30 protein-coding genes, 2 tRNA genes and 1 rRNA gene are annotated in these 26,458 nt (G+C 36.9%); 28 read left to right on the top strand and 5 right to left on the bottom strand.

The window, feature by feature from the left end:
• Positions 1–282: 282 nt before the first annotated feature.
• Positions 283–1,824 carry an acetyl-CoA hydrolase/transferase family protein gene (locus PF026_RS06935; RefSeq protein WP_270864053.1) on the bottom strand — a complete coding sequence of 514 codons (1,542 nt, stop codon included), beginning with the start codon at positions 1,822–1,824 and terminating at the stop codon, positions 283–285.
• Positions 1,825–2,143: 319 nt separating this feature from the next.
• Between PF026_RS06935 and rpmJ the strand changes: the two genes are divergently transcribed.
• From rpmJ to PF026_RS06865, 14 genes are all read left to right on the top strand, one after another.
• The gene (gene rpmJ / locus PF026_RS06930) at positions 2,144–2,257 is read left to right on the top strand and encodes a 50S ribosomal protein L36 (RefSeq protein ID WP_270861466.1); all 114 of its coding nucleotides are present in this window, start codon (positions 2,144–2,146) and stop codon (positions 2,255–2,257) included.
• Between the two features lie 3 nt (positions 2,258–2,260).
• Entirely contained in the window at positions 2,261–2,629 is a 369-nt protein-coding gene (gene rpsM, locus PF026_RS06925) for a 30S ribosomal protein S13 (protein WP_270861467.1), read from the top strand.
• Between the two features lie 10 nt (positions 2,630–2,639).
• Complete coding sequence (rpsK, locus tag PF026_RS06920; protein ID WP_270861468.1) at positions 2,640–3,032, top strand: 30S ribosomal protein S11; 393 nt, start codon at positions 2,640–2,642, stop codon at positions 3,030–3,032.
• 21 nt (positions 3,033–3,053) lie between these two features.
• Positions 3,054–3,680, top strand: a complete 627-nt coding sequence (gene rpsD, locus PF026_RS06915) for a 30S ribosomal protein S4 (RefSeq protein WP_270861469.1) — start codon at positions 3,054–3,056, stop codon at positions 3,678–3,680.
• A 12-nt stretch (positions 3,681–3,692) separates the two neighbouring features.
• Positions 3,693–4,706, top strand: coding sequence for a DNA-directed RNA polymerase subunit alpha (locus PF026_RS06910; RefSeq protein WP_270861470.1), 1,014 nt, complete (start codon positions 3,693–3,695; stop codon positions 4,704–4,706).
• Positions 4,707–4,709: 3 nt separating this feature from the next.
• On the top strand, positions 4,710–5,066 hold the full coding sequence (rplQ, locus tag PF026_RS06905; RefSeq protein ID WP_270861471.1) for a 50S ribosomal protein L17: 357 nt from the start codon (positions 4,710–4,712) through the stop codon (positions 5,064–5,066).
• 524 nt (positions 5,067–5,590) lie between these two features.
• On the top strand, positions 5,591–5,860 hold the full coding sequence (locus PF026_RS06900) for a NifU family protein (RefSeq protein WP_270861472.1): 270 nt from the start codon (positions 5,591–5,593) through the stop codon (positions 5,858–5,860).
• A complete protein-coding gene (locus tag PF026_RS06895) occupies positions 5,850–6,410 on the top strand; it encodes a hypothetical protein (RefSeq protein WP_270864051.1) in 561 nt (186 codons plus the stop codon). Before PF026_RS06900 ends, PF026_RS06895 begins: the two co-directional genes overlap by 11 nt.
• On the top strand, positions 6,388–7,677 hold the full coding sequence (locus PF026_RS06890; RefSeq protein WP_270864050.1) for a UDP-N-acetylmuramoyl-L-alanyl-D-glutamate--2,6-diaminopimelate ligase: 1,290 nt from the start codon (positions 6,388–6,390) through the stop codon (positions 7,675–7,677). The genes PF026_RS06895 and PF026_RS06890 overlap by 23 nt, the downstream gene beginning before the upstream one ends.
• Positions 7,674–8,021: an aspartate 1-decarboxylase gene (gene panD / locus PF026_RS06885; protein ID WP_270861475.1), complete on the top strand. Its 348-nt coding sequence runs from the start codon at positions 7,674–7,676 to the stop codon at positions 8,019–8,021. Before PF026_RS06890 ends, panD begins: the two co-directional genes overlap by 4 nt.
• A 3-nt stretch (positions 8,022–8,024) precedes the next feature.
• Entirely contained in the window at positions 8,025–8,342 is a 318-nt protein-coding gene (locus tag PF026_RS06880) for a YbaB/EbfC family nucleoid-associated protein (protein WP_270864049.1), read from the top strand.
• A 15-nt stretch (positions 8,343–8,357) separates the two neighbouring features.
• Positions 8,358–9,209: a polyprenyl synthetase family protein gene (locus PF026_RS06875; RefSeq protein ID WP_270864048.1), complete on the top strand. Its 852-nt coding sequence runs from the start codon at positions 8,358–8,360 to the stop codon at positions 9,207–9,209.
• A gap of 2 nt (positions 9,210–9,211) precedes the next feature.
• Entirely contained in the window at positions 9,212–11,128 is a 1,917-nt protein-coding gene (gene tkt / locus PF026_RS06870) for a transketolase (RefSeq protein WP_270870477.1), read from the top strand.
• Positions 11,129–11,256: 128 nt separating this feature from the next.
• Positions 11,257–11,344, top strand: a tRNA-Ser gene (locus PF026_RS06865).
• A gap of 5 nt (positions 11,345–11,349) precedes the next feature.
• On the opposite strand, the gene PF026_RS06860 is transcribed toward PF026_RS06865, so the two are convergent.
• Positions 11,350–11,787 (bottom strand): hypothetical protein, encoded by a 438-nt coding sequence (locus PF026_RS06860; RefSeq protein ID WP_270870478.1) that lies wholly within the window; start codon positions 11,785–11,787, stop codon positions 11,350–11,352.
• Positions 11,788–11,911: 124 nt separating this feature from the next.
• Here PF026_RS06860 and PF026_RS06855 point away from each other — a divergent pair, with 124 nt between their 5' ends.
• The 5 genes from PF026_RS06855 to PF026_RS06835 all read left to right on the top strand — a co-directional run bounded on the left by PF026_RS06855 (position 11,912) and on the right by PF026_RS06835 (position 14,922).
• Positions 11,912–12,280, top strand: coding sequence for a YegP family protein (locus tag PF026_RS06855; RefSeq protein WP_270864045.1), 369 nt, complete (start codon positions 11,912–11,914; stop codon positions 12,278–12,280).
• Complete coding sequence (locus PF026_RS06850; protein ID WP_270861481.1) at positions 12,281–12,682, top strand: hypothetical protein; 402 nt, start codon at positions 12,281–12,283, stop codon at positions 12,680–12,682.
• 238 nt (positions 12,683–12,920) lie between these two features.
• A complete protein-coding gene (moaC, locus tag PF026_RS06845) occupies positions 12,921–13,394 on the top strand; it encodes a cyclic pyranopterin monophosphate synthase MoaC (protein ID WP_270861494.1) in 474 nt (157 codons plus the stop codon).
• Positions 13,372–13,638: an HP0495 family protein gene (locus tag PF026_RS06840; protein ID WP_270864044.1), complete on the top strand. Its 267-nt coding sequence runs from the start codon at positions 13,372–13,374 to the stop codon at positions 13,636–13,638. The genes moaC and PF026_RS06840 overlap by 23 nt, the downstream gene beginning before the upstream one ends.
• Before the next feature lie 9 nt (positions 13,639–13,647).
• The gene (locus tag PF026_RS06835) at positions 13,648–14,922 is read left to right on the top strand and encodes a hypothetical protein (RefSeq protein ID WP_270864043.1); all 1,275 of its coding nucleotides are present in this window, start codon (positions 13,648–13,650) and stop codon (positions 14,920–14,922) included.
• A gap of 378 nt (positions 14,923–15,300) precedes the next feature.
• Here the strand turns inward: PF026_RS06835 and PF026_RS06830 are convergent, their stop codons facing one another.
• Positions 15,301–16,701, bottom strand: coding sequence for an anaerobic C4-dicarboxylate transporter (locus PF026_RS06830; RefSeq protein ID WP_270864042.1), 1,401 nt, complete (start codon positions 16,699–16,701; stop codon positions 15,301–15,303).
• Between the two features lie 301 nt (positions 16,702–17,002).
• On the opposite strand from PF026_RS06830, the gene PF026_RS06825 reads away from it, so the two are divergent.
• The 4 genes from PF026_RS06825 to PF026_RS06810 all read left to right on the top strand — a co-directional run bounded on the left by PF026_RS06825 (position 17,003) and on the right by PF026_RS06810 (position 20,775).
• Positions 17,003–17,827, top strand: a complete 825-nt coding sequence (locus PF026_RS06825; RefSeq protein WP_270864041.1) for a M48 family metallopeptidase — start codon at positions 17,003–17,005, stop codon at positions 17,825–17,827.
• 261 nt (positions 17,828–18,088) lie between these two features.
• Entirely contained in the window at positions 18,089–19,378 is a 1,290-nt protein-coding gene (locus tag PF026_RS06820; protein ID WP_270864203.1) for a hemolysin family protein, read from the top strand.
• Positions 19,379–19,541: 163 nt separating this feature from the next.
• The gene (locus PF026_RS06815; protein ID WP_270864040.1) at positions 19,542–20,153 is read left to right on the top strand and encodes a flavodoxin; all 612 of its coding nucleotides are present in this window, start codon (positions 19,542–19,544) and stop codon (positions 20,151–20,153) included.
• Complete coding sequence (locus PF026_RS06810) at positions 20,134–20,775, top strand: DUF4405 domain-containing protein (RefSeq protein ID WP_270864039.1); 642 nt, start codon at positions 20,134–20,136, stop codon at positions 20,773–20,775. The genes PF026_RS06815 and PF026_RS06810 overlap by 20 nt, the downstream gene beginning before the upstream one ends.
• Positions 20,776–20,807: 32 nt before the next feature.
• On the opposite strand, the gene PF026_RS06805 is transcribed toward PF026_RS06810, so the two are convergent.
• On the bottom strand, positions 20,808–21,368 hold the full coding sequence (locus PF026_RS06805; protein WP_270864038.1) for a Fe-S-containing hydro-lyase: 561 nt from the start codon (positions 21,366–21,368) through the stop codon (positions 20,808–20,810).
• 10 nt (positions 21,369–21,378) lie between these two features.
• Positions 21,379–22,224, bottom strand: coding sequence for a fumarate hydratase (locus PF026_RS06800; protein WP_270864037.1), 846 nt, complete (start codon positions 22,222–22,224; stop codon positions 21,379–21,381).
• Positions 22,225–22,377: 153 nt separating this feature from the next.
• Between PF026_RS06800 and PF026_RS06795 the strand changes: the two genes are divergently transcribed.
• The 5 genes from PF026_RS06795 to PF026_RS06775 all read left to right on the top strand — a co-directional run bounded on the left by PF026_RS06795 (position 22,378) and on the right by PF026_RS06775 (position 25,975).
• Entirely contained in the window at positions 22,378–22,692 is a 315-nt protein-coding gene (locus PF026_RS06795; RefSeq protein ID WP_270864036.1) for a YbjQ family protein, read from the top strand.
• A gap of 4 nt (positions 22,693–22,696) precedes the next feature.
• Positions 22,697–23,137: a YbjQ family protein gene (locus PF026_RS06790; protein ID WP_270864035.1), complete on the top strand. Its 441-nt coding sequence runs from the start codon at positions 22,697–22,699 to the stop codon at positions 23,135–23,137.
• Entirely contained in the window at positions 23,134–23,913 is a 780-nt protein-coding gene (locus tag PF026_RS06785) for a M48 family metallopeptidase (protein WP_270864034.1), read from the top strand. The genes PF026_RS06790 and PF026_RS06785 overlap by 4 nt, the downstream gene beginning before the upstream one ends.
• Before the next feature lie 383 nt (positions 23,914–24,296).
• Positions 24,297–25,807 (top strand): 16S ribosomal RNA (locus PF026_RS06780).
• A gap of 92 nt (positions 25,808–25,899) precedes the next feature.
• A tRNA-Ala gene (locus PF026_RS06775) sits at positions 25,900–25,975 on the top strand.
• Positions 25,976–26,458 lie beyond the last annotated feature (483 nt).

Raw genomic sequence — 26,458 nt, 5'->3', positions numbered from 1 at the left:
TCGTTGCAAATTCGTTGTGAAAGGCAAATCAAATTCAACCTAAATTTAAAAACCAAATGCCGACGATTTGTGGTGTTTTCGAACAAAACAAGCGAAAAACTAGGCGCCTGTCTGTTTAAGCAAGTTTTGTGACGAATCGCCACAAAGCTAGGCTGAATTTCCATTGCAAATTTTGAATTGCCTATGCCGTCGATTTTGCACCGAATTTGCATAAGATAATACTTGATTTGTCTATCGTTGCAAATTCGGTGTAAGAGCTAGGCTAGTTTCAACTTAAAAAGCCTACGCCTTTTTCATATTTCCTGTTTTATTAAATCTATCATGCCAAGATAGTGCTTCGTCTAAAATATGTGGTGTATGTCCTGCTTTTTCCTGTGCGCAAGCTCTATCGAAATAATCTTGCAAAGCCTCTCTGTAATCAGGGTGAGCGATTTTTATCATCTCTTTTGCTCTTTGCCTTGGGCTTTTACCACGCAAATCTGCATAACCATATTCGCTAACTATTACCATTGTATCGTGTTCTGTGTGATCGACATGGCTTACAAAAGGAACGATTGAACTAATAGCACCACCTTTTGCGGTTGATGGCGTAAGGAATATAGAAATATAACCATTTCTTGCAAAATCACCGCTTCCGCCTATGCCGTTCATCATCTGTGTTCCCATAACATTTGTCGAATTTACATTTCCGTAAATGTCGGCTTCTAGCATTCCGTTCATTGCTATTACGCCAAGTCTTCTTATGACTTCCGGGTTATTTGATAACTCTTGTGGGCGTAGAACTATGTGTTTGGAGTAGAAGTTGATGTTTTCGCGGAAGTCATCAACTGCATCAGGGCTAAGAGAGAGCGAAGCAGAGCTTGCCATTTCGACAACGCCGTCTTTGATTAAGTCTAAAAGCCCATCTTGAATAACTTCGGTATAACAAGTTAGCCCTTTATATCCTGCTCGTTTAAGTCCAGCCAAAACAGCATTTGCGACATTGCCAATGCCAGATTGCAAAGGCAAAAGCGTATCTTTTGGCAACCTTCCAGCTTTTACTTCTTGTTCGAAAAATTTAACGACATTATCTCCGATTGCGATTGAAATTTCATCAAGTGGAGTAAATTTATTAACACGATCCGGCGTATTTGCTACTACTACGGCTACGACTTTATCTGGATCGACTGTTAAATACGGAGTGCCGATTCTATCATCGACTTTTGTGATATTTAGCGGTTTTCTATGTGGCGGAAGTCCGAGAGTCGCGACATCATGGATACCTTCAAGGGCAGTTGGTTGGTAATTATTTACTTCCAAAATGACATTTTTTGCGATATTTAGCCATGTTTGATTGTTGCCGATTGAAGTCGAAGGTATCAACTTCCCGTCTTCTGTAATGCCAGAAATTTCAACAATAGCAAAATCCATTTCTCCAAAAAATCCAGATTCAGCATACTGAGCCAATGATGAAAGATGAATATCCATATATTTAGTTTTATTTGAATTTACTGCTATTCGCATATCTTTATCTGTGTTAAAAGGCGCTCTAAAACTAACGGCATTAGCTCTTGCTAAAACACCATCTAAATTTGGATCAGTTGAAGCCCCTGTTAGTGCTTTGATTTGAAATTCTTTGCCATCGGCGTGAAGTTTTTCTGCTCTTTGGGCTAATGCCATAGGTACTACGATTGGAGCACCGGCGCCCACAAAACCGCTAAAACCGACTAACGCGTCATTTTGAACAAATTCAGCAGCTTTATCTGCCGAAACTACTTTGTCTAAAAAAACTTTACTTTTGATTCTACTTGTGTCTGAACTTTGCATACTTGCGTAATCACTCATTTTTTTCTCCTAAAATTTAAATTGATTTGGCGATTATAATATTTTTTTGCTGTGATTATCCATATTTTTAAAAAAATTGAATTTTTTTAAGTTAAATTTAAAATTTAACTCCAAATTTACAATAAGGCAAATTCACACAAATTTATAAATTTTAAAGCAAACTTTGGGTAAAATCCTAGTTTTTGCAACTAACTGCGTGAAGAAGTGTTTTCAAAATCACCGCTATTTTGAAAACAGTTGGTTTGATACTTTCGCCTGAAATTCGTTAAACCTAAGTGCAAGTTGCACCTAAGCGGAATAATTTTTTTAGGAGTGTAGGATGAAAGTTCGTCCTTCTGTGAAGAAGATGTGCGACAAATGTAAAGTCGTTAAGCGTAAAGGTGTTGTTCACATTATTTGTGAAAATCCAAAACATAAACAAAGACAAGGATAAGTTATGGCTCGTATTGCAGGTGTTGATTTACCAAAGAAAAAAAGAATTGAATATGGCTTAACTTATATCTACGGTATAGGTCTTTTTACTTCAAGAAAAATTCTTGATGCTACTGGCATTTCTTATGACAAGAGAGTTGCTGATTTAACAGAAGAAGAAGCTGCGACAATCCGAAAAGAGATCCAAGAACACTATATGGTCGAAGGTGATCTTAGAAAAGAAGTTGCTATGAATATCAAAGCACTTATGGATTTAGGCGGCTATCGTGGTCTTAGACATAGAAAAGGTCTTCCTGTTCGTGGTCAAAAAACAAAAACAAATGCACGAACTAGAAAAGGCAAACGCAAAACTGTCGGCGCGGCAACTAAATAAGGATTGAGAAATGGCAAAAAGAAAAGTAGTTAAGAAAAAAACAGCAAGAAAAAGTATTGCAAAAGGTATAGTTTATATCTCTGCTACATTTAACAACACTATGGTTACTGTAACAGATGAAATGGGAAATGCCATTGCATGGAGTAGCGCAGGTGCGTTAAATTTCAAAGGAAGCAAAAAATCAACTCCTTATGCAGCGCAACAAGCTATCGAAGATGCACTTAATAAAGCAAAAGAACACGGCATTAAAGAAGTAGGCATCAAAGTTCAAGGTCCAGGAAGCGGTAGAGAAACTGCCGTTAAAAGCGTAGGCGGCGTAGAAGGCATTAAAGTTACATTTTTAAAAGACATCACGCCTTTGGCACATAACGGTTGCAGACCGCCAAAAAGACGCCGTGTATAATTAGGAATTTAGGAGAATATTATGGCTAGATATAGAGGACCAGTTGAAAAATTAGAAAGAAGACTAGGCGTTGATTTGTTTATGAAAGGCGAAAGAAGATTGGCTGGAAAAAGCGCTCTTCTAAAAAGACCTTATGCACCGGGTCAACACGGACAACGCAGAGCAAAAGTAAGCGAATACGGCTCTCAACTTAGAGAAAAACAAAAAGCTAAATTTATGTATGGCGTAAGCGAAAAACAATTTAGAAGATTGTTTGCAGAAGCTGCTAGAAGAGACGGCAACACAGGAGCTATCCTTGTTCAACTTTTAGAACAAAGACTAGATAATGTTGTTTATAGAATGGGCTTTGCTACAACTAGAAGATTTGCAAGACAACTTGTAACTCACGGACATATTTTAGTTGATGGTAAAAGACTAGATATTCCGTCTTACAGCGTAAAAGCAGGTCAAAAAATCGAAGTTATCGAAAAAAGCAAAAACAATCCGCAAATTTCAAGAGCTATTGATTTGACAGCTCAAACAGGTATTGTTGCTTGGGTTGATGTAGAAAAAGATAAAAGATACGGAATTTTTTCAAGAGTTCCTGAAAGAGAAGAAGTTGTTATTCCTGTTGAGGAAAGATTTATAGTCGAGCTTTATTCAAAATAGTAGGAGCAAATTATGAGAAAAATTACAACATCAGCTCATATGCCAACCGAAATCGAAGTTGTTAATGTTAGCGAAAATGTTGCTAAGGTTATAGCTTATCCTTTTGAAACAGGATACGGCGTTACTCTTGCTCACCCTTTGAGAAGATTACTTTTTACAAGCACCGTCGGATTTGCTCCGACTGCCGTTAAAATCGAAGGCGTAAGCCACGAATTTGACAGCATGAGAGGTATGCTTGAAGATGTTGCTGCTTTTATCATAAATTTAAAAGCATTAAGATTTAAAATCAAAGGCGATTCAAAAAGAGAAGTTGTTGAATATAGCTTTAAAGGTCCAAAAGAAATTTACGGAAAAGATTTGACTAACGACATCGTTGAAATCGTAAATCCTGATAGTTACTTAGCGACCATAAACGAAGATGCCGAACTTAAATTTTCACTTGTTGTAGAAAAAGGCATAGGATATGTTCCTAGTGAAGAGATTAGAGATTATATCGATAGCGATTATATCGCACTTGATGCGTTTTTTACACCTGTAACAAAAGCGGTTTATGATATTGAAAATGTTTTTGTTGAAGACAATCCTGATTTTGAAAAAATCGTATTTACGATCACAACTGACGGACAAGTAAGCGCAATCGACGCATTTAAAAATGCACTAGAAGCTATGTATCAACAAATGTCGGTTTTCAAAGGCATCGTTGATATTGATATTTCAAACACTTTGGGAAAACAAATTCCAAGCAACGAACACGCTAAACTTTTTGAAAGCGTAGAAAACCTAAATTTAAGCGCAAGAAGCTTTAACTGCCTTGATAAAGCTGAAATCAGATTTATCGGCGAACTTGCCATTATGGAAGAAAATGAGCTAAAAGAGCTTAAAAATTTAGGCAAAAAATCTCTTGAAGAGATCAAAGCTGTTATGCAAGAAATCGGTTATCCTGTCGGAAATCCTGATTTAAAGGACAAAAAAGAACAGCTAAGAGCGAAACTTGAAGAGTTAAAATCACAAAAGAGCGAAGGATAATAAATGAGACACAATCACGGATATAGAAAGCTAGGTCGCACTTCGTCTCACAGAGCCGCATTGCTTAAAAATTTGACAATCGCAATCATCAATAGCGGCAAGATTGAGACGACTTTGCCAAAAGCAAAAGAGTTAAGAAGCTATGTAGAAAAACTAATCACAAGAGCAAGAATTGGCGATAGCGAAGCCCATAGATTTGTTTTTGCTGCATTGCAAGATAAAGCAGCTACAAACAAACTAGTTACCGAAGTTGCACCAAAATACGCAGGTCGCAACGGCGGATATACAAGAATCATCAAAACTAGAATTCGCAAAGGCGATGCAGCCGAAATGGCTTTCATCGAACTAATCGGCGAATAATCCAAATTTTAGGGGCGAATTTGCCCCTATTTTTTTAATCCACAAATTCAAAGTAAGATGGGCATCCTTGCCCACCTTACGAAATTTTATAAAATTTTGTTTTTGCAAAATTCAATTACAGTCATTCCAATAAAAAATGAAAGACTAAAAGTTGAAATTGCAAAAATTGCAATTGCTATAAAATTTAGCATTTTTTGCTCCTTTCTTTAAATTTTTCACATTCTATAACTATTTTTTGAAAATTATTGAAAAAAAATAAAAAATCAACATTTTAAGTGATTGATTTTTATTTTTTACTATTTAAATAATCTAAGAAAGTAGATTGAAAGGCTAAAAAATACAATCAAATAATAGTTATTGTAACGAGCAATTATATTTAAATTTTTTACCTATCAAAAAGCTAAATTTGGTTTTTAAATCGCTAAAAAAATATTTATTTTGTGTTATGCTTGTTATCAAATTTAATAAGACTTATTTTAGTGCTTTTATAGTATAATTCGCACAAAAAAATAAAGGAAAATTTAGTGATACCATTTAGCGATGAAGAACTTTTAAAACCGGTTCAAAATAGCCTAAACGCAATCCGCCCAATGCTCCAAAATGACGGTGGCGATATAGAGCTTTTAAAAATCAAAAACGGCGTTGTCTATGTGCAACTAACAGGGCATTGCCACGGCTGTGCGGCTGCCGGTCAGACGCTTAAATACGGCGTAGAGCGCCAACTTCGCATAGACATACACCCAGAACTAAGCGTCGTAAATATCCCAATGGGCGAGAGTGTAGATGGATTATAAAGAATTAGGCATAAAGGCATTTTCGCGTTACAGATTTAAAGACGCAAAGCTTTATTTTAGCCTTGCTTACGAGCAAGAACCAAATGATGAGCTTTTGTTTTTGATAGAACTTGCCGAGTTAGCGCTTATCGATAGAAGCGAAGTTATGCCGATTTTCGAGTTTTATCAAATCAAATCCAAAAAAAATATGGACGAATTTTTTGACATTTTAAATTCGCTTTATAAAAATATTTACGAAGAAGAAGAGTCACAAATTCCTGAAAATCTCAAAGATGATGTAAAAAATTCGATTTCGTATAAAGAATTTAGAGAAATACTGGGTAAAACGGGCGATTTCAAGCAGGTTTTAGAAGGTGTAATGTTTTCATCGAGCATAACCATAGAGAGCAAAGACGAAATGCTAAATTTCTTAGAGAATTTGGTAGAAAACGATTTTATCGATATGAGTTTGCGATATATCGAAGATTTTTCTTGGGTATTTACGGACGATTTGAAATTTAATAAACTTATAGAAAAGATAAAAAACAATGAAAATTCAAATTCAAAATAGCTTTATCACGGACAATTCTAACGAGTGCGAAAATGGTTGCTTTTTTTTGCAAACTTCGGCAAATTCGGCTTTTGTAAATTCGGCGAGCCAAAACGGCGCAAAGATAATTAGCATAGAAAAAGCCAAAGAAATGCTTGGAATCGATGAAAATATCAAAATAGTGGGTATTACAGGCACTAACGGCAAAACGACCACAGCGGCAGCCATTTATTCTACGCTTTTGGATTTGGGCTATAAATGCGCCTTAACGGGGACGCGCGGGGCATTTATAAACGATAAACGCATTGACGAAAAAGGGCTAACCACAAGCTCGGTTATCAAAACGCTTAGTTATTTATACGAAGCTACAAAGCAGGGGTGCGAATTTTTGGTAATGGAAGTTAGCTCTCATGCTATCGCACAAAATCGCATAGAAGGGCTTAAATTTGCTCTTAAAATTTTTACAAATTTAACGCAAGATCACCTTGATTATCACAAAACTTTTGAAGAATATGCAAGAGTTAAAAGCAGTTTTTTTGCCGATGAGAGCGTAAAGCTGATAAATAAAGACGATAAATTTATAAATTTCAATCTCAAAAACGCTTTTACCTATGGGATAAAAAATTCAGCCACTTTTAGCGTTTTAGCTTACAGCGTAAAAGATAGCATAAACGCTGTTTTAAAAACGCCCTATGGCGAGTGCGAGATAGAAAGCGATTTGGTTGGCGAATTTAATCTTTACAATATCATTTCGGCTTTTTGTGCCGTTAAAATTCTAACAAATTTAGAAAACGAAAAAATCGCAAACGCACTGGCAAATTTCGCAGGTGTCGAAGGTCGCGTTGAAATAGTTAGCAAAAATCCGCTTGTAATCGTTGATTTTGCGCATACGCCCGATGGCATAGAAAAAGTGCTAAATGCGCTAAAAGATAACGAGCTAATCGTAGTTTTTGGAGCAGGTGGGGATAGAGACAAAACAAAACGCCCGTTAATGGGGAAAATCGCCGAAAAATTTGCTAAAATTTGCATTATAACAAGCGATAATCCAAGAAGCGAAAATCCAAGCGAAATCATAGAAGAAATTTATGCTGGAATGAGTAAATTTGATAAAATTCTAAAAATCACAGACAGAAAAGAAGCGATAAAAAAGGCTTTAAGTTTGGCTACAAACGGCGAAGTTGTAGCGATTTTAGGCAAGGGCGATGAAAATACCCAAGAGATAAAAGGGGTAAAATACCCATTTAGCGACAAAGAGTGCGTTAGGGAAATTTTAAAGGAGATAAAATGACGATAACAATGATGCAAAGTAAAATTCACAGAGCGACCATAACCGATGCGAATTTAAACTATGTCGGCTCGATTACGATAGATAAAAATCTAATGAAAGCTGCAAATTTGCTTGAATTTCAAAAGGTCGATGTGCTTGATATTAACAATGGCGAGAGATTTAGCACATATATCATAAAAGGCGAGAAAAAGGGCGAAATTTGCCTAAATGGCGCAGCCGCAAGGAAAGTTTGCGTTGGAGATCTTGTCATAATCGTAAGTTATGCCGATATGGACGCAAATGAAGCCAAAACGCACAAGCCGACAATCGTGCATGTAAATGAAAAAAATGAAATTGTGGAGTAAATGATGTTTGAAGGGTTTGATTTTTCAAAAATGGGCGAAATGGTCGAAGAAATGCAAAAAAAGGCAAAAGAGATCGAAGAAGCCAATGCAAATAAAGAATACTCGGTCAAATCAGGCGGCGGCTTAGTCGCTATCAAAATCAACGGCAACGGCGAAGTAATGGATTTAAATATCGACGATAGCTTGTTTGAAGACAAAGAGAGTTTGCAAATTTTGCTCATTTCAGCGATGAATGACGCTGTTAAACTTATAGAAAATGAGAAAAAACAAACAGCAGCGAAAATGCTAGGGCTTGGGAATTTAGGGAATTTTGGTTTGTAAATTTAAGGTGCAAAAATGAATATTTTAGAGTGTTTCAAGGATTATTTAAAGCAGAATTTAACAAAATGCAAAAGCTATCACCCGTATTTTGAAGAAGCGTTAAATTATATGCTTTTAGCAGGTGGCAAACATTTTCGCGCTCAGCTTCTCTTAGGCGTAGTTAATGCCGTCGATAAGAGCAAATTTAACGACGCAATGGCAGTTGCGATGGCATTAGAGATGATTCACTCATATTCGCTAATCCATGATGATTTGCCAAGTATGGATAATGCTGATTTTCGTCGCGGAATTCCTACGATTCATAAAAAATATGACGAAGTAACGGCTATTTTAGTCGGGGACGCGCTAAATTCAGACGCATTTTTACGCATAGCAAATGCAAATTTAAACGATGAAATCAAAGTAAAATGTGTGCGAATTCTAGCCAAAAATGCAGGAAGTGCGGGTATGGCGTTGGGTCAAGCACTAGATTGTTATTTTGAAAAAACTACGCTCGAACTTGATAAGCTTGAATTTTTGCATTTACACAAAACAGGCGCACTAATCGCAGCTAGTTTGGAGCTTGGTGCCGTTATTGCTGGACTTAGTGATGAAAAAGCAAAAGAGCTATATAAAATCGGGCTAAAAATAGGACTAGCTTTTCAAATTCAAGATGATTTAATCGACGCAACCGCAACCAGCGAAGAAGCGGGAAAACCTGTAAATCACGACGAATTTAAAAATTCATTTGTGAATTTAATCGGCGTTGAGCGTTCAAAAGCCTACAAAGAAAAAATCATCGCCCAAATCAGCGAAAATTTGCAAAATTATGATGAAAATTTAGTGAATTTAATATCAAATTTAATAGAAAAATATTTAAAAGGATAAATATGCGAAGCAAAATTTCAAACACCATTAAGTTTTTAAGTGCCGATATGATTCAAAAGGCAAATTCAGGACACCCAGGAACTCCAATGGGACTAAGCGATGTAATGAGTGTCTTAATGAGCAAAATTCGCCACAATCCAAAAAATCCAAAGTGGCTAAACCGCGATAGAATCGTATTTTCAGGCGGTCATGCAAGTGCTTTGGTGTATAGTTATTTGTATTTAAGCGGATACGATCTTGATCTGGACGATTTAAAGAATTTTAGACAACTCCACTCAAAAACGCCCGGACACCCCGAAATTACCACTGACGGCGTTGAAATCGCAACAGGACCACTCGGTCAAGGCGTGGCAAATGCTGTTGGCTTTGCTATGGCGGCAAAATACGCTGCAAATTTGCTAAATGAAGAAAATAACGAAATAATCGATCATAAAATTTACTGCCTTTGCGGGGACGGCGATTTAGAAGAAGGCATTAGCTACGAAGCCTGTGCGTTAGCCGGTCGCCATAACTTAGACAATCTAGTCATAATTTATGATAGCAACAAAATCACAATCGACGGAAGCACAGACATCGCGTGGGACGAAGATGTTAAGGTGCGTTTTGAAGCGCAAGGTTTTGAAGTGGCGCGAATAGACGGACATAATTTTGATCAAATCGAATTCGTGCTAGATGAAGCTAAAAATAAAGAAAAACCATACTTAATCATCGCAAATACGACTATCGGCAAGGGTGCGTTAGAGCTTGAAGGAAGCCATAAAACGCATGGAGCGCCGCTTGGCGAAGATTTGATAAAAAGAGCGAAAGCCGAGCTTAAATTTGACCCTGATAAAACATTTGTAGTGGGCGAAGATGTGCTTTTTGAGACACGAAGTGCCGTTGAAAAGGGCGATTTAGAAGAAAAACTTTGGAACGAAAAAGTTGCAAAACTAAGCGATGAAAAGAAAAATTTACTAAATTCGCTTTTAAACCCTGATTTTAGCAAGGTAGCTTTTCCTGATTTTAGCGGTCAAAAGGTCGCCACAAGGGACAGCAACGGCAAAATTTTAAATGCAATCGCTGCGTCTGTGCCTAGCTTTCTAGGCGGAAGTGCCGATTTGGCTGCTTCAAATAAAACCGAGCTTAAAGATATGGGCGATTTTCCAAACGGAAAAAATTTGCACTTTGGAATTCGCGAACACGCAATGGCGGCGATAAATAACGCGATTGCTAGGTATGGGCTTTTTGTGCCGTTTTCGGCGACATTTTTCATTTTTAGTGATTATCTAAAATGTGGGGCTAGACTTGCCGCACTCATGAATTTACGCCATTATTTTATTTTTACGCACGATAGTATCGGCGTTGGCGAAGACGGACCAACGCATGAACCTATCGAACAACTAGCAACTTTTAGGTCAATGCCAAATTTCTACACATTTCGCCCAGCGGATGGAAATGAAAATGTTGAGTGCTGGAAGGAAGCCCTAAATTTGGGAAGTCCTTGCGCGTTTGTTTGCTCTCGTCAGGGCTTAGAGTGCTTACCAAAAGCAGTTTTTGGAAGCGTTAAAGGCGGCGCTTATCTCGTAAAAGAAAGAGAAAACGCTAAAATCACGCTTGTTGCAAGCGGTAGCGAAGTCTCGCTTTGTTTGAAGGCTGCCGATATTTTGCAAAGCGAAGATATAGAAGCAAATGTCGTTAGTGCGCCTTGTTTTGAGCTTTTGTGCAAGCAAGATAAGAGCTATTTAGATAGAGTTTTTAATAAAAATACAAAAGTCTTAGCCGTCGAAGCAGCTAGTGGCTTGGAGTGGTATAAATTTGCCGATGAAGTGCTTGGTATGAAGAGCTTTGGCGAGAGCGGAAACGCAAATGAGCTGTTTAAACTCTTTGGTTTTAGCGATGTCAATGTCGCTAAAATAGCAAAAGAGCTTTTAAATTCATAAAAAATTTGGCGTAAATTTGCAAATTTAGCGAATTTACGCTTTTTAAATTTGCTAAATTTATTAAATTTTCACTAAATTTGGCAAATTTCATACTAAAATTTATTAAATTTGATAAATTTTTATCTCATAGACAGGTGTCCGAGTGGTTTAAGGAGCACGCCTGGAACGCGTGTAAAGTGAAAGCTTTCGAGGGTTCAAATCCCTTCCTGTCTGCCATAATTTTATCTTTTAATCACATCAAATTCGATGAAGATTCCCGTTGGTTCTTTATTGTCATAGATTTCAGCACGATAACGCATAACGCTAGTGGTGCAAAAACTTAGCATAAAATTTGCCCTAAATTCGCCATTTTCGTCTTTTTGTAAAGGCGAAGCGATGTCGCCCATATACATATTTACGCCTTTAAAGACGATTTCGGGATTTTTGAAATTTGCGTTTAAATTTGAAATTTTTAAAATGTGTTTTTCCATTGCTAAAATCGGTTTTGGCGAGATTTCAAATTTAACTTTTGTGCCGTTAAATTCTTTTTCGCAAATTTGTGAATTTAAATCGCAAGGAAGTATTGATAATTTTTCACTGCTTCCAAATGCAGACCCGCCGTCATCACAACCAAAAAAGAACGCACAAATCACGCTAAAAAGGCAAATTTTAAATTTCATATCTATTTGCTCCAAAATTTTTTGGCGATTATAGCGAAAAAAATAAATTTATTTTTTAATTTTAATACAACTAATTAATTTAAATTTGCTAAAATAATAGAAATTTTTTCTGAAAGGATAAAAAATGGCTCACTTTTTAATCAAACCAGCCAAAGACGGTTGCAAGTTCGATTTTATCAGCACAAACGGACATACTGTTTGCACTTCGGAAGTCTATAAAAGTTTAGACGGCTGCAAAAATGGCATCGAAAGTGTGAAGAAGAATGCCGCTTTGAACAAAGTCGAAGACTTAACCGAAAAAGGCGAAGCCTTAACGCATCCTAAATTCCAAATTTACGATGATAAAGCCGGTAAATTTAGATTTAGATTAACTGCGCGAAATGGTCAAATCATCGCTGTTAGCGAAGATTTCAAACAAAAAAGCGACTGCAAAAAAGTTATAGAAATGATCGCAAAAGAAGTCGTAAAAGCGACTGTAAAAAAGGAGAAATAAATGGAAATAAATGATTTGTTAAAATTGGTTTCAGCTTTGCAACAAAGCCAAAAAAATGTCGATAAATTCGAAAAACAACCTGAAAATTTCGTTCAAAAATTTTTGGGTTCAAATATGAACCCTGATACGCTAAACGCGATTATAGCAGGTATTGGTGCAAATTTCTTAGGTCAAAAACAAGCAAATGCAGTCGATAAAGCTTCCGGCATTGATTTTAATTCGCTTATAGCAAGACTTGCAGTTGCTAAATTTGATACTAACGGCGACGGAAAGCTAGATTTAGCTGATTTACCGGGACTTGCTAGTAACTTTTTGGGCGGAAATAAACAAAACGCTCAACAACAAAACTCAGGCGGATTAGATCTTGGAATGCTTGGCGCACTTCTAAAAGGTCTAAAATAACAAAATTTGTGCGGAATTTTTTCCGCACAAGCTCTAAATTATAAAAATTCTTATCTCGTTATATTTTATTTAATAAAAATTGATTGCAAATTTAAAAAAAGATATTATTATTCCGTTGTCCGACAAGATAAAAACCTCCTTTTTGTATTGACCCGAGCTCTTCCAACGGCTCGGGTTTTTTTATTTTTACCCTTAATTTTATTAAATTTGCTATAATCGTCTTTTTAAAAAAGGAAAAATTATGCTAACACATTTAGATGAAAATAATATGCCAAAAATGGTTGATGTGGGCGAAAAGGCCGAAACTAAGCGAGTCGCAACAGCTAGCGGCGTTATAAAAATGAGCCGCGAGGCATTTGAAGCGGTGCGAAATAATACCGCAAAAAAAGGTCCTGTTTTGCAAACGGCGGTGGTTGCAGCCATAATGGGAGCAAAAAAAACAAGCGAATTAATCCCGATGACGCACCCGCTTTTTATAAATTCGGTTAAAACCGACATTGAAGAGTTAAGCGAAATTTGTGCGTTTAGACTTTTTGTAACGGTTAAAATTTTTGGCAAAACAGGCGTTGAAATGGAAGCGCTAACAGGCGTTAGCGTTGGACTTTTAACGATTTACGATATGGTAAAAGCAATCGATAAATCAATGGAAATTTCTGAAATTAGACTAGAAAGCAAGAGCGGAGGCAAAAGTGGCGAGTATTTGCGATGTTAATGGTAAAAAACCAAAGATAGAGTATCCAAATTTTTGGCAATACAAAGTGATTTTAGAAACTATCAAACACGAAAGAGCGCATATCGAAGAGCTTTTAAAAGGCGAAGAGTATAAAATTTCGTTTTCAAATTTTTCAAACGGCGGAAAATTTAGCAGTTTTAATGTCGCTGTGTTGGTTGATAGTGATGAAAAAAGAGTTGAGATTTTTGATAAATTAAGAGCAAATTTCAAATTTGTATTATAGGGGAGTGTGATGAGTAAATTTTTTGATAACCTAAAAGAAAAATTAGGTTCCGCTGAGCTTGGTCAAAGCATTGAAAATTTGGCGTTTGATGAGAGTTTAAGGGCGTTTCGTGGGCTTGATAGAGAAGCGAAAAATAAAAAAGTAAGTTCGCTTTTTAGTAAATTTTGCACAGATTTAAAAAAGCTTGAAATTTTGGACGAAAAAAGCGTAAAGTTTGTTCTTTTGGGGCTTAAAAAGGCGATTTGTGATGAAGAAGAGCAGTATTTATTTAAGCTGATTTATGAAGCCGACAAACTAAAAAAACAAATTTTTGCTCAACGAGCCGAAATGAAAAACGCCGTTTCGAGTGGCTTTGAGGCGATAGAAAATTCGGTTAAAGACGGCAAATTTGACAAAAAAGATGAAATTTTAGGTATCTTAAACGATGTTTTGATAAACGAACTTGATATGAAGGGCATTTTAAAAGAAAGCTCTGAACTTGCCTTTATTTCGGTTATCGAAAATGGTTTGGATATAAAAGAAACTGCGCACGAAGTGGCGAAAAATATCGTTTTTATGTCGATAAATGATGGCGAATTTAAAAAATCTCGCATTTTGCAGATTGCTAAAATCGTTGTTTCAAGGGCGATTTTAGTAGCAAATGAGAGCAAAATTTACTCTGGCGAGCTAATTTGCGGTGCCGTTAGCGGAGCAAACGACGGAATTTTAAAATCAATCGAAAAATTTAAAGACAATCTAAACTTTGCCCCCGATGAGGTGGTGGCGAATTTAGAAGATACAAGAAGTGAAATTCCGCACATTCAGAACGAATTTAACGCACTTTTAAAAGAGCTTCACACCAAAGCAGACGAACCTGCAAAAAGTGCGTTACAAAAGGTTTTAGATGAAGAATTTAGCGGATATGCGGGTAAATTTAAGAAAATTTCAACCGAGCTTTCAGATCAAATAAATGCAAAAATCGAAGAGCTTGATTTGGAAAGCAAATACAAAGAAATCGCAAAAATCGGCAATGAAAAATTTGAAGAGCTTAAAAAAGAATTCAATGAAAAAAGTTCTAAATTTATCGAAAATTTGGATTTAGACGAGAAATTTAATGACATAAAAAAAGAATTTTTGGATTTTGAGAAAAAATTGGGTGAAAAATTTAACGAATTTAAAAACTCAGACACGGCAAAAAACTTCAACGAAAAAGCCAAAGAATTTGGCGCAAGAGCCTTTGAAGCTGCGAAAAATTCGCTAAAAACTAAAAAAACAGACGAAAATAAAAAAGACGAAAATAAATAATCTTTAATTACTAATTTGACGGCATTTTCAAATTTGCCGTCAAATTTAAATTTTCAAAACAATTTATAGCAATCACCAAAGGTTAAGTTGTTAAATTATAAATTTACATTTCATAAATTTAACCATTGGCGATTGCTTCGTTTTTTCTGCGAAAAAACTCGCAATGACAATGGAAACAAATTTGGAATTTCAAAAACAATTCAATGTTAAATTTGATGTGCGTATGCCGACGATTTTTTGTGCTTACGAGTTTTTACGAGCGAGATAAGACTTGCTGTCTATCGAGTGAAGTAAAAACGAAGTATCACAAAAAAGCTAGGCTGAATAATTTTTAGAAAACAAAAAAAGGAAGCGTTTTAAACGCTTCCTTTTTAACTATTATAGATAGCCATAAACTCCGGCTAGAATATAACCTACAACGCATGAAGTAAATACGCCGATTAATCCTGGGAATATAAAGCTGTGGTTGATTACATATTTTCCGATATGTGTAGTGCCTGTGCGGTCAAATTGGATAGCCGCAAGGTCGCTTGGGTATGTAGGAAGGATATAATAACCATAGCAAGCAGGTGCAAATGCTGCGATGATACCAGGGCTTACACCGATACCAAGAGCGATTGGAACAAATGCGGCTAACGCGGCTGCTTGTGAATTTACGAATTTTGAAATCAATAAAAGCATAACTGCATAGGTCCAAGGGTGAGCTTGAACGACGCCACCAAGCGCTTCTTTAAACATTTTTGTATGAACTGCAAACATAGTATCTGCCATCCATGAAATTCCAAAAACGGCAACCAAAGCAATCATACCTGAGCGGAAAATTTCGTTTCTGCTGATTTTGTTTGCATCTGTTTTTGTAAAGATGATAATAAGCGCACCGGCTAGTAGCATAAATAGTTGGATAACATCTGTCATGCTCATAGGAGATAATTTAGCAGGATCTTTTGCACTTGGCCATGCAGGGCGCAGTTCTTTAAAATAACCCAAAACAGCAACAACAACGATAATGCCTAAGAAAATCCACATTGCAAGCCATTTTTTGCTTTCTAGTTTTACGCCAAGTAGCGAAGCGCCTTCGTTTTCGCCATAAACATAGTGTCTAAATTCAGGGTCTTTCATCTTTTCTTGGAATTCTTCGTCTTTTTCCAAGTCTTTACCTCTAAACATACTAAATAGACCAATCGCTAAAACGCCACAATATGTAGATGGGAAAGTGATTTTTAGCAAATCTAAATATCCGTCAAAATTTGGTAGTTTTGTTTCAGCTGCAAGTAAAAATGCAGTCAAAGATACAACCGCAACCGAAACCGGACTTGCGATAATGCCCATTTGCGCTGAAACGGAACCTGCTGCCATAGGGCGTTCAGGGCGGATATTGTTTTTAATCGCAACATCATAAATGATAGGCAAAACGGTATAAACAACATGTCCTGTTCCGCAAAGAACGGTCAAAGTGCAAGTTACAAAACCCGCTAAAATACTTACATATTTAGGATGCTTTCGCAAAACTCTTTCGGCGATTTGCAACATACAGTCCAAACCACCACTTGCCTGCAATGTCGCACTTGCGACAACAACTGCCAAGATAACGAGCATAACGGTGATTGCAGGTTTTCCCGGTTGGATATGGAATAAAAATACCATTACCAAAAGACCGATACCGCCTAGCAAACCAAGGGCTATACCGCCCTTTCTAGCGCCGTAAAACAAACAACCAAGCACTATCAACAATTGAAGTGCAAATTGTGTTCCTTGGCTCAATTCAGTTAAAAAACTCATTGTTGTTCCTTTCTATTGAACTTAATTTTTATTTTATAGCTTTGCTATTTAAAATTTAATTAAAATTTACAATAAACGATGAAAAATTTAAATTTATTTAATCATTTAAGACTTAAATTATCTCCTAAATTTGGACATATTTGCAAAAATATTATCAAAAATATTGCTTATATAGATTAAGAAAAAATTTAATAATTTTGCAAAACATTACCAAATTTAAGATAAAATTTGCAAATTTGATTAAGTCTGATTGAAGTTGTTAAATGATAGAATTTTATGAAATTTTCACAAGGAGAATAGTATGAAAAAATTGGTTTTATTGGTTTCTATTTTTATAGGTGTTATTTTTTCAGGTTGTGCTAGCACCACGCAAGGTGGCGTTGTAGGCGCAAACAGAACTCAGCTTTTGGTGGTGAGTGAAGAAGCGATGAATCAAAGTGCTACTTTGGCGTATGCCGATACTTTGAAAAAAGCAAACGCTTCAAAAACACTAAATACAGACAAAAAGCAGACAGATAGAGTTAAAAATATCTCTACTAAACTCATAAATCAAGTCGGAGTTTTTAGACCCGATGCGTTAAAATGGAATTGGGAAGTAAATGTAATCAATGATAAAACGGTTAATGCTTGGTGTATGCCGGGCGGTAAAATCGCCGTTTATACGGGCATTATAAATTCTCTTAAACTAACCGATGCTGAGTTGGCAGCCGTTATCGGACATGAGATTGCTCATGCTTTAAGAGAACACAGCAGGGAACAAGCTTCACAAGATCAACTTAAAAATGTAGGAATTTTTGCAGTTAGCCAAGCAGCAGGACTTGGCGATCTAGGAACTGCCGCGGTTAATATGGCGGCTCACTACACCATATCTTTGCCGTTTTCAAGAAGCCACGAGAGCGAAGCCGATTTGATGGGACTTGAACTAATGGCAAGAGCAGGATACGATCCAAATGCAGCTGTAAATGTATGGAAAAAGATGAGCCTATTAAGCGAGGGTAGCACGCCGCAATTTTTATCAACTCACCCGTCAAATGAAACACGAATTCAAGAGTTAAATAAGGCTATTCCAAAGGTTATGCCTTTGTATGAAGCGACAAAAAAATCAACAAAAACTGCTAAAAAGTAGTTAAATTTACGGCTTTAAATTTGTGTAAATTCGCACAAATTTAAAGCCTTTTTCGATTGCAAAATTTATAATATTTCATTAAATTTCACTTAAATTTAGCAAATTTTAATGCAAATTTTCATATTCAAATTTGGCTCAAAAACTCGGTGCCGTCGCAATCAACGCAAATTTAAATTTTTTCATTTACAAAATTTTTGATATAATTTGCTTTTATTTTTTAAATTTAAGGATTAAATTTTGGACACGGATCATTCGGTCTTTATGCTTTTACTCGCTTTTGTTTTAATTTTTTTAAATGCTTTTTTTGTTTTATCTGAATTTGCTCTTGTTAAAGTTCGTCGCTCAAAACTCGAAGAAATGGTTAAAGATAAGGTAAGCAATGCAAAACTTGCGCTAAAAATGACAAATTCAATCGATACATATTTAAGTGCTTGTCAAATCGGCATTACTCTTGCTTCGCTAGCACTTGGTTGGATAGGCGAACCTGCTGTCGCAAGGCTTTTAAAAGAACCGCTTGGTGCTTATGGTTTTAGCACTACTGCTGTGCATACTATTAGCGTTGTTATCGCTTTTAGCGTTATTACGATTTTGCATATTGTCTTAGGCGAACAGGCTCCAAAGCTAATCGCTATCGCAAAATCCGAAAAAATCGTGCTTTGGATTGCTAGACCGCTGTATTATTTTTGGGTTTTGTGCCTACCTGCGATTAAGGCGTTTGATTTTATCGCTTCAAGTGTGGTTAGACTTTTTGGAATTCGTGCCGTCAAAGATAGCGAAGTAGCGCACTCCGAAGAAGAGATAAAAATCATAGCAAGCGAAAGCCTTAAAGGCGGAGTTTTAGATTCCTTAGAGACTGAAATCATCAAAAATGCCGTTGAATTCGGCGATACGGTGGCAAAAGAGATAATGACACCTAGGAAAGATTTGATTTGTCTAAATAAACAAAAAAGCTATGAAGAAAATTATAAAATTATGATAGATAGCAAATTTACTCGCTTTCCTTATATCGACGGAAGCAAAGATAATGTGCTAGGTCTTATCCATATCAGGGATATTTTGCAACACAGTGGCGAGAAAAATTTTGATAAAATCGTGCGAAAAATAATAATAGTTCCCGAAAATAGCCCGATTTCAAAAATTTTGCCGATGATGAATAAAGAGCGAATTTCAGCCGCCCTTGTCATCGATGAATACGGCGGTACGGCAGGGCTTCTTACTATGGAAGACATTATCGAAGAGATTTTTGGCGAGATAAACGACGAGCATGATGATAAAAATTTGGCTTATAGAAAACTTGATGATAAATCTTACGAATTCAAAGGGCGCTTTGACATCGAAAGTGTTGAAGAGCTAATGGAAATAGCCTTTGATGATGAAACCGAACAACTAACCATAGGCGGTTATGTCTTTAACCTGCTTGGTCGTTTGCCAGTTGTCGGCGATGTCATTGAAGATGAAAACTGCATTTATGAAGTGCTTAAAATGGACGGCACGACAATCGGTTCGGTAAAAGTCAGCCTAAAAGATGAAAATAAGATACAAAACGACTAAATTTAAAGTTTTTTATCGTAATTTTTTAAAATTTGCAAATTTTACTTCGATTTGTCAAATTTTGTAGGATTGGGCAATGAATTTGGAGAATTGTTCTACCGATTTTTTTATCTTTTTTATATAATTTCTTTGTTTAGAATTAAATTTAAAGCAAGGAAAAACGATGAAGAAAATTTTGATTTTTTTTGTGATGATTTTTTTTGGGTGTGCGGGAAATGCCGCTGACACGAAGGTTTCGCAAAGCTTTAATATGAGTGGTAAAAAGGTGCTAATTGCGTATTTTTCTAGGGCTGATGAGAATTATCAAGTAGGCTACATAGAAAAAGGCAACACAGAAATTTTGGCTGAATTTTTGGCTGAATTTAGTGGCGGAAAATTATTTAAAATCGAAACTTTAAAGCCTTACGCAAAAGGCTATCAAGAAGCCATTGATTACGCAAAAAGCGAACAAAAACGAAGTGCTCGTCCTGAGATTAAGCCATTTGGTGATGATATAGCTAATTATGACGCCATATTTTTGGGCTTTCCGACTTGGTGGGGCGATTTGCCGATGGGTGTTTTTACATTTTTAGAAAGCGTAAATTTGCAAGGCAAACCGATTTTTGTCTTCAACACACACGAAGGAAGCGGCTTAGATAGGACTGTAAATTCGGTCGAGAAAACGACAAAAAACAAAGTTTTGGGATATTTTAGCATTAGGGGTGCTGTCGCACAAAACGAACGCGAAAAGGCGAAAAAAGAGATAAAAGCGTGGTTTGATAAGATTAATAACTAAATTTTGCAAATTTATGATGAAAAAATACGCTAGATTTTTTTATTTGACGGCGATTTTGTGCCTTATTTTAAGTATGAATTACAAAAAAATCGGCGAATTTGTGCATGAAATTTTGGGCTTAATCATTGTGATTTTTGCTCTAACTCACGCATTTTTTAGACGAAAAAATCTTGCTAAATTTAATAGAAAATTTTTTAGAAGCATTTTAAATTTGACGCTTTTATTTACGCTGTGTGCGACTTTTGTGAGTGCCGTTTTTCTCTCTGAATATATTTTTGCGTTTGTTGATTTTGGTTTTGGCTCAGACGGCGCAAAAAATATCCACATGTTTGCTACGCATTTGCTATTTTTACTCGCAAGTATCCATATCGGCTTAAATTTAAAAATTTTAGCAAATTTAGAGAGTATAAAATTTAATAAATTCGTCAAATTTGCTCTATTTTTGGCACTTTTATCTTTTGGAATTTACTCATTTGTTGATTTGCATTTTTATGAATATCTGTTTTTTAAAGTAGGCTTCGGGCTTGAAAATAAAAATTCGCTAATACTAAGCATTTGCGAATATCTGGCGATATTTGGTGCGATTATTTTTGCAGTGAGAGTTTTGAGTTTTAAAAGATAAACCAAAGCGAAATTCGCTTTGGTTTTTTAAATTTAGATTTTTTTGTATGGTGCTTGACCTGTTTCGTAGAAATTATTTCCGTCGCAGTCAATCGCCACAATCGCAGGGAAATCTTCTACCACTAGTCTTGCGACGGCTTCTGGACCAAGTTCCGGGTAGGCTAGGACTTCATAAGATTTTATGCTTTGGCTGATGAGTGAGCCAGCACCGCCTATGGCCACCATATAAACGCAACCTGATTTTTTCATCGCTTCGACGACGGCTTCGCTTCTATAACCTTTGCCGATCATACCGTTAATGCCGACTTCGTTTATCATTGTCGGGGTGTATTTATCCATTCTGCCGCTTGTAGTAGGACCTGCTGCGCCGATTACATTTCCCGGTTTAGCTGGGCTTGGTCCAAGATAATAAATCGTCTCTCCTGCTAAATCCACAGGTAGTTTCTCTCCACGAGCCAAAGTTTCTGTTAGCACTTTGTGTGCGGCATCACGGGCAGCTATGATTGTGCCTGAAATCAACACATTATCGCCTGCTTTTAGGCTTCTTGCTACTTCTTTATCAAACGGTGCTGTTATTCTTTTTACTTCTGACATGATTATCTCCTTAAATTTCGGCACTAGCGTGTCTTGCTGCGTGGCAGTTGATGTTTATCGCCACAGGAAGCCCTGCTATGTGAGTTGGATACCACTCGACATTTACTTTCACGGCAGTATTGATTCCACCTAGTCCTTGCGGACCAACACCTGTGGCACGAGCCATTTCTAAAAGCTCATCTTCTAACTTTGCATATCTTTCATCAGGATTTCTACTATCGACTGAGCGGACGGCAGCTTGTTTGGCTAGGAGTGCTACTTTATCCATCGTCCCGCCGATTCCAACGCCCACAACCATTGGAGGACAGGCGTTTGGTCCTGCGTATTTTACGGCTTCAAGGAATACCTTTTTCACGCCTTCAACTCCGTCAGCAGGAACTAACATTTTTAGGATTGACTTGTTTTCGCTACCAAAACCTTTTGGAGCGACTGTGATTTTGATTTTTTCCCCAGGCACAATGCGTAAATTTATAACCGCAGGAGTGTTGTTTGTGGTATTTTTTCGCTCAAACAAAGGCTCAGCCACGACTGATTTTCTAAGATAATTATCAACATAGCCGTTTTTAACGCCTTCGTTGATAGCATCTTCGATATATCCGCCTTCGATATGCACATCTTGTCCGACTTCGACAAAAACTACCGCCATGCCCGTATCTTGGCAAATCGGAGTTACGCCTTTTGCGGCAATGTCGGCATTTTGAAGAAGTTTGCCAATAATATCTTTTCCGATAGGCGAAACTTCGCTCTCACGCGCCTTTTCAAACGCCTTTCTCATATCGGGCGTAACGACATAACAAGCTTTTTTACAAAGCTCAGCGACTGTTTTAGAGATTTCTTCTGCTTGAATTGTTCTCATACTCATCTCCTAAAAAATTTTTAACATTTGTATTATAACTCTTAACAATTTAGCACTCACTTAAAAGTTTAAATTTGAAAATTTTTTAAATTTGCATTTAAATTTAAATAAATTTATGCTACCATTTTGCTTATTTAAATTTAAAGGACATAAATGATTTTGGTAAATACAGAAACCGTGCCGGGAAAGGAAATTCAAAGCGTTTTTGGCGTGGTTTCAGGAAGCACGATTAGAGCTAAACATATCGGACGAGATATGATGGCAGGGCTAAAAAATGTTTTTGGCGGTGAGTTAAAGGGCTACACCGAGCTTTTAGAAGATTCTCGCAAAGAAGCCACAAATCGTATGATAGCACAGGCTCAGAGACTTGGAGCAAATGCAATCGTAAATGTCCGTTTTGCGACATCTTCTATCGCAGCAGGTGCGGCTGAAATTTATGTTTATGGCACGGCAGTGGTCGTAAGGTAGTTTTATGAGCGATATTATCATATTTTTAGTGCTTTTGGCTTTGGGGTATTTTTTCGGAAGTGCTGCAGAAGCTAATCACTACAAATCGATTAAAAAACGAGAGCTTAAATTTTTACGAATTCCGACAACAAATAAAAAATTTCCTATGCGAAGCGATGAGATTGTAAATTCAGCGCTCGTGCAAGGAAGCGTTGTTGTTTCGGTGGATTATTTTAAGCGAATTTACGCAAGTGTTATAAATATTTTTGGCGGCAAGGTCGTGCCGTATGAAAGTCTGCTTGATCGTGCTAGAAGAGAGGCGGTTTTGCGTTTAAAAGAATCAGCCCCGACGGCTGATGAATTTATGAATTTACGCATCGAAACAGCGTCGATAACAAAAAATACAAAAAGTGTCGGCTCGATCGAAGTTTTTGCTTATGCTACGGCGATTTATTATAAAAAATGAACTACGAACCACGATATACCGAAAGCGATGAAAATATAAGCAAAGAAAATCATATAAAAAATTTTCTTGCGCTTACGCTAGGGGCGGTTGTCGGGATTATTGTTTTGGTTTTTGTTTTGCAAATTTTAGTAAATTTCGTGGTTAAATTTATCCCCGAAGAAACAGAACATAGAATTTTCTCATCAAAAATTCCAGCTGAAAAACTCACTCAAAAAGATAAAAATTTGCAAATTTTAGTCGATAAAATCAAACCTTGCGCTGACATTAAATACGACTTGCAAATTCATATAGAAGAGAGCGTCGTGCCAAATGCGTATGCGAAAATCGGCGGCGACATCGTCGTAACCGACAAACTTTTTTCGCATATAAAAAGTGAAAACGGGCTAGTTTTTATTTTAGCGCACGAACTTTCACATTTTAAAAACCGCGACCATTTGCGTGGAACTGCCGTAAATTTGGTATTTGGTGTGATTTCTGCTAGTCTTGGCGAAAGCAATGCTTTGTTAAATTTAATCCAAAATTTAGGATTTAGTAAATATTCGCAAGACCAAGAAAGTGCAGCCGATAAAAGTGCGCTTGAAGTGCTAAATTGCTACTACGGGCATGTCGGTGGGGCGGACGAATTTTTTGTAAGTATGGCAAAAGACGGCGATGAAAATATGATTTCAAGCCTTTTTAGCTCACACCCAAAACTACAAAAACGCATAGAAATGATACAAAATTCAAATTTTCAAACGGGCGAAACGAAAAAATTAAATTTGGAATTTAAAAAATAAATTTCGTTTCTATAATTATATAGATTGATAAAATTTGCAAATTTTTTTAAATTTTTTGCAAATTTTTGAAAATTTATCAAAAATCGCCCGTTTATTAAGCTGTCTTTAAGCAACCCTCATATATAATCACATTTCCTTTTCACGGAAACAACCTTCTCGGACTAAATCCTAGATTTTGTTTTTGTTAAAAAGCGTTTTTTAAATTAGTATTGTTAAACTATCTTTTAGTCAATCTTTGAAATCTAAACAAGTGATCGATTGAGCCAAAGACAATTTATTTAAATTGTCAAATTTAAAAGTTACAAACAATTAAGTTTTTAGATTAAAAACTTCATAAATTGAATTTAAAAGATAAAAAGTTTCTTTTTATCTTTGATACATTTTTTATGGAGAGTTTGATCCTGGCTCAGAGTGAACGCTGGCGGCGTGCCTAATACATGCAAGTCGAACGGACAAGTAAGAGCTTGCTCTTATGAGTTAGTGGCGCACGGGTGAGTAATGTATAGTTAATCTGCCCTACACTGGAGGACAACAGTTAGAAATGACTGCTAATACTCCATACTCCTTCTTAACACAAGTTAAGTCGGGAAAGTTTTTCGGTGTAGGATGAGACTATATTGTATCAGCTAGTTGGTAAGGTAATGGCTTACCAAGGCTATGACGCATAACTGGTCTGAGAGGATGATCAGTCACACTGGAACTGAGACACGGTCCAGACTCCTACGGGAGGCAGCAGTAGGGAATATTGCTCAATGGGGGAAACCCTGAAGCAGCAACGCCGCGTGGAGGATGACACTTTTCGGAGCGTAAACTCCTTTTGTTAGGGAAGAACACTGACGGTACCTAACGAATAAGCACCGGCTAACTCCGTGCCAGCAGCCGCGGTAATACGGAGGGTGCAAGCGTTACTCGGAATCACTGGGCGTAAAGGACGCGTAGGCGGATTATCAAGTCTCTTGTGAAATCTAACGGCTTAACCGTTAAACTGCTTGGGAAACTGGTAATCTAGAGTAAGGGAGAGGTAGATGGAATTCTTGGTGTAGGGGTAAAATCCGTAGAGATCAAGAAGAATACCCATTGCGAAGGCGATCTACTGGAACTTAACTGACGCTAATGCGTGAAAGCGTGGGGAGCAAACAGGATTAGATACCCTGGTAGTCCACGCCCTAAACGATGTATACTGGTTGTTGCTATGCTAGTCATGGCAGTAATCCACCTAACGGATTAAGTATACCGCCTGGGGAGTACGGTCGCAAGATTAAAACTCAAAGGAATAGACGGGGACCCGCACAAGCGGTGGAGCATGTGGTTTAATTCGAAGATACGCGAAGAACCTTACCTAGGCTTGATATCCAACAAATCTCTTAGAGATAAGAGAGTGCTAGCTTGCTAGAATGTTGAGACAGGTGCTGCACGGCTGTCGTCAGCTCGTGTCGTGAGATGTTGGGTTAAGTCCCGCAACGAGCGCAACCCACGTATTTAGTTGCTAACGGTTCGGCCGAGCACTCTAAATAGACTGCCTTCGTAAGGAGGAGGAAGGTGTGGACGACGTCAAGTCATCATGGCCCTTATGCCTAGGGCGACACACGTGCTACAATGGCATATACAATGAGACGCAATATCGCGAGATGGAGCAAATCTATAAAATATGTCCCAGTTCGGATTGTTCTCTGCAACTCGAGAGCATGAAGCCGGAATCGCTAGTAATCGTAGATCAGCCATGCTACGGTGAATACGTTCCCGGGTCTTGTACTCACCGCCCGTCACACCATGGGAGTTGATTTCACTCGAAGCCGGAATGCTAAACTAGCTACCGTCCACAGTGGAATCAGCGACTGGGGTGAAGTCGTAACAAGGTAACCGTAGGAGAACCTGCGGTTGGATCACCTCCTTTCTAGAGTACAAATGAATATTCTCTCACAAGATATTCATCATAAACTCAATCGTCCTTGTTTAGGTTTGAGGGATTGACACTAAATTTGAAATGGGGAATTAGCTCAGCTGGGAGAGCGCCTGCTTTGCACGCAGGAGGTCAGCGGTTCGATCCCGCTATTCTCCACCATTTAATCTCAAATTTAAAATCAAAAGATAGTTTTAAAGACTTAAATAGGAAGTTGTAAATTTTAACTTTCTATTTAAGTCTTTTACGACTTAAAGTTCCTTAACTTACCATTGTTAAAAGTCACAATCAAGTTTTAATAAAAACGATTTTACAGGATCTTGTTAAAGCTTTAAATTTAGACACTAATGCAAATTTAGTAAATTTGTTATCCCAAATTTAAATGATTGAGATTTAAATTTTTAAATTTAAATCATAAAGTTTAAATTTTACATTTACTAAATCAAGTTTAACGGCACAAACAATTAGAGTTAAAACTTATCTAGTTGTTGTTAATGCTTTCCGTCTTGGGTGTTTTAAATTTAAATATTGTAAAAGCAATTTATTAAATTTAGAATTTATAAATTAAATCTTTTATCTTTAACAAGGAAGTAATGCAAATTAGAATATCAACATAGTCTAATACTTCATTTTATTATGAAGTAA

It is taken from the genome of Campylobacter sp. CS_NA3, from assembly GCF_027797495.1.
GTDB lineage: Bacteria > Campylobacterota > Campylobacteria > Campylobacterales > Campylobacteraceae > Campylobacter_B.
This window is presented reverse-complemented; position numbering and strand designations above follow the sequence as displayed.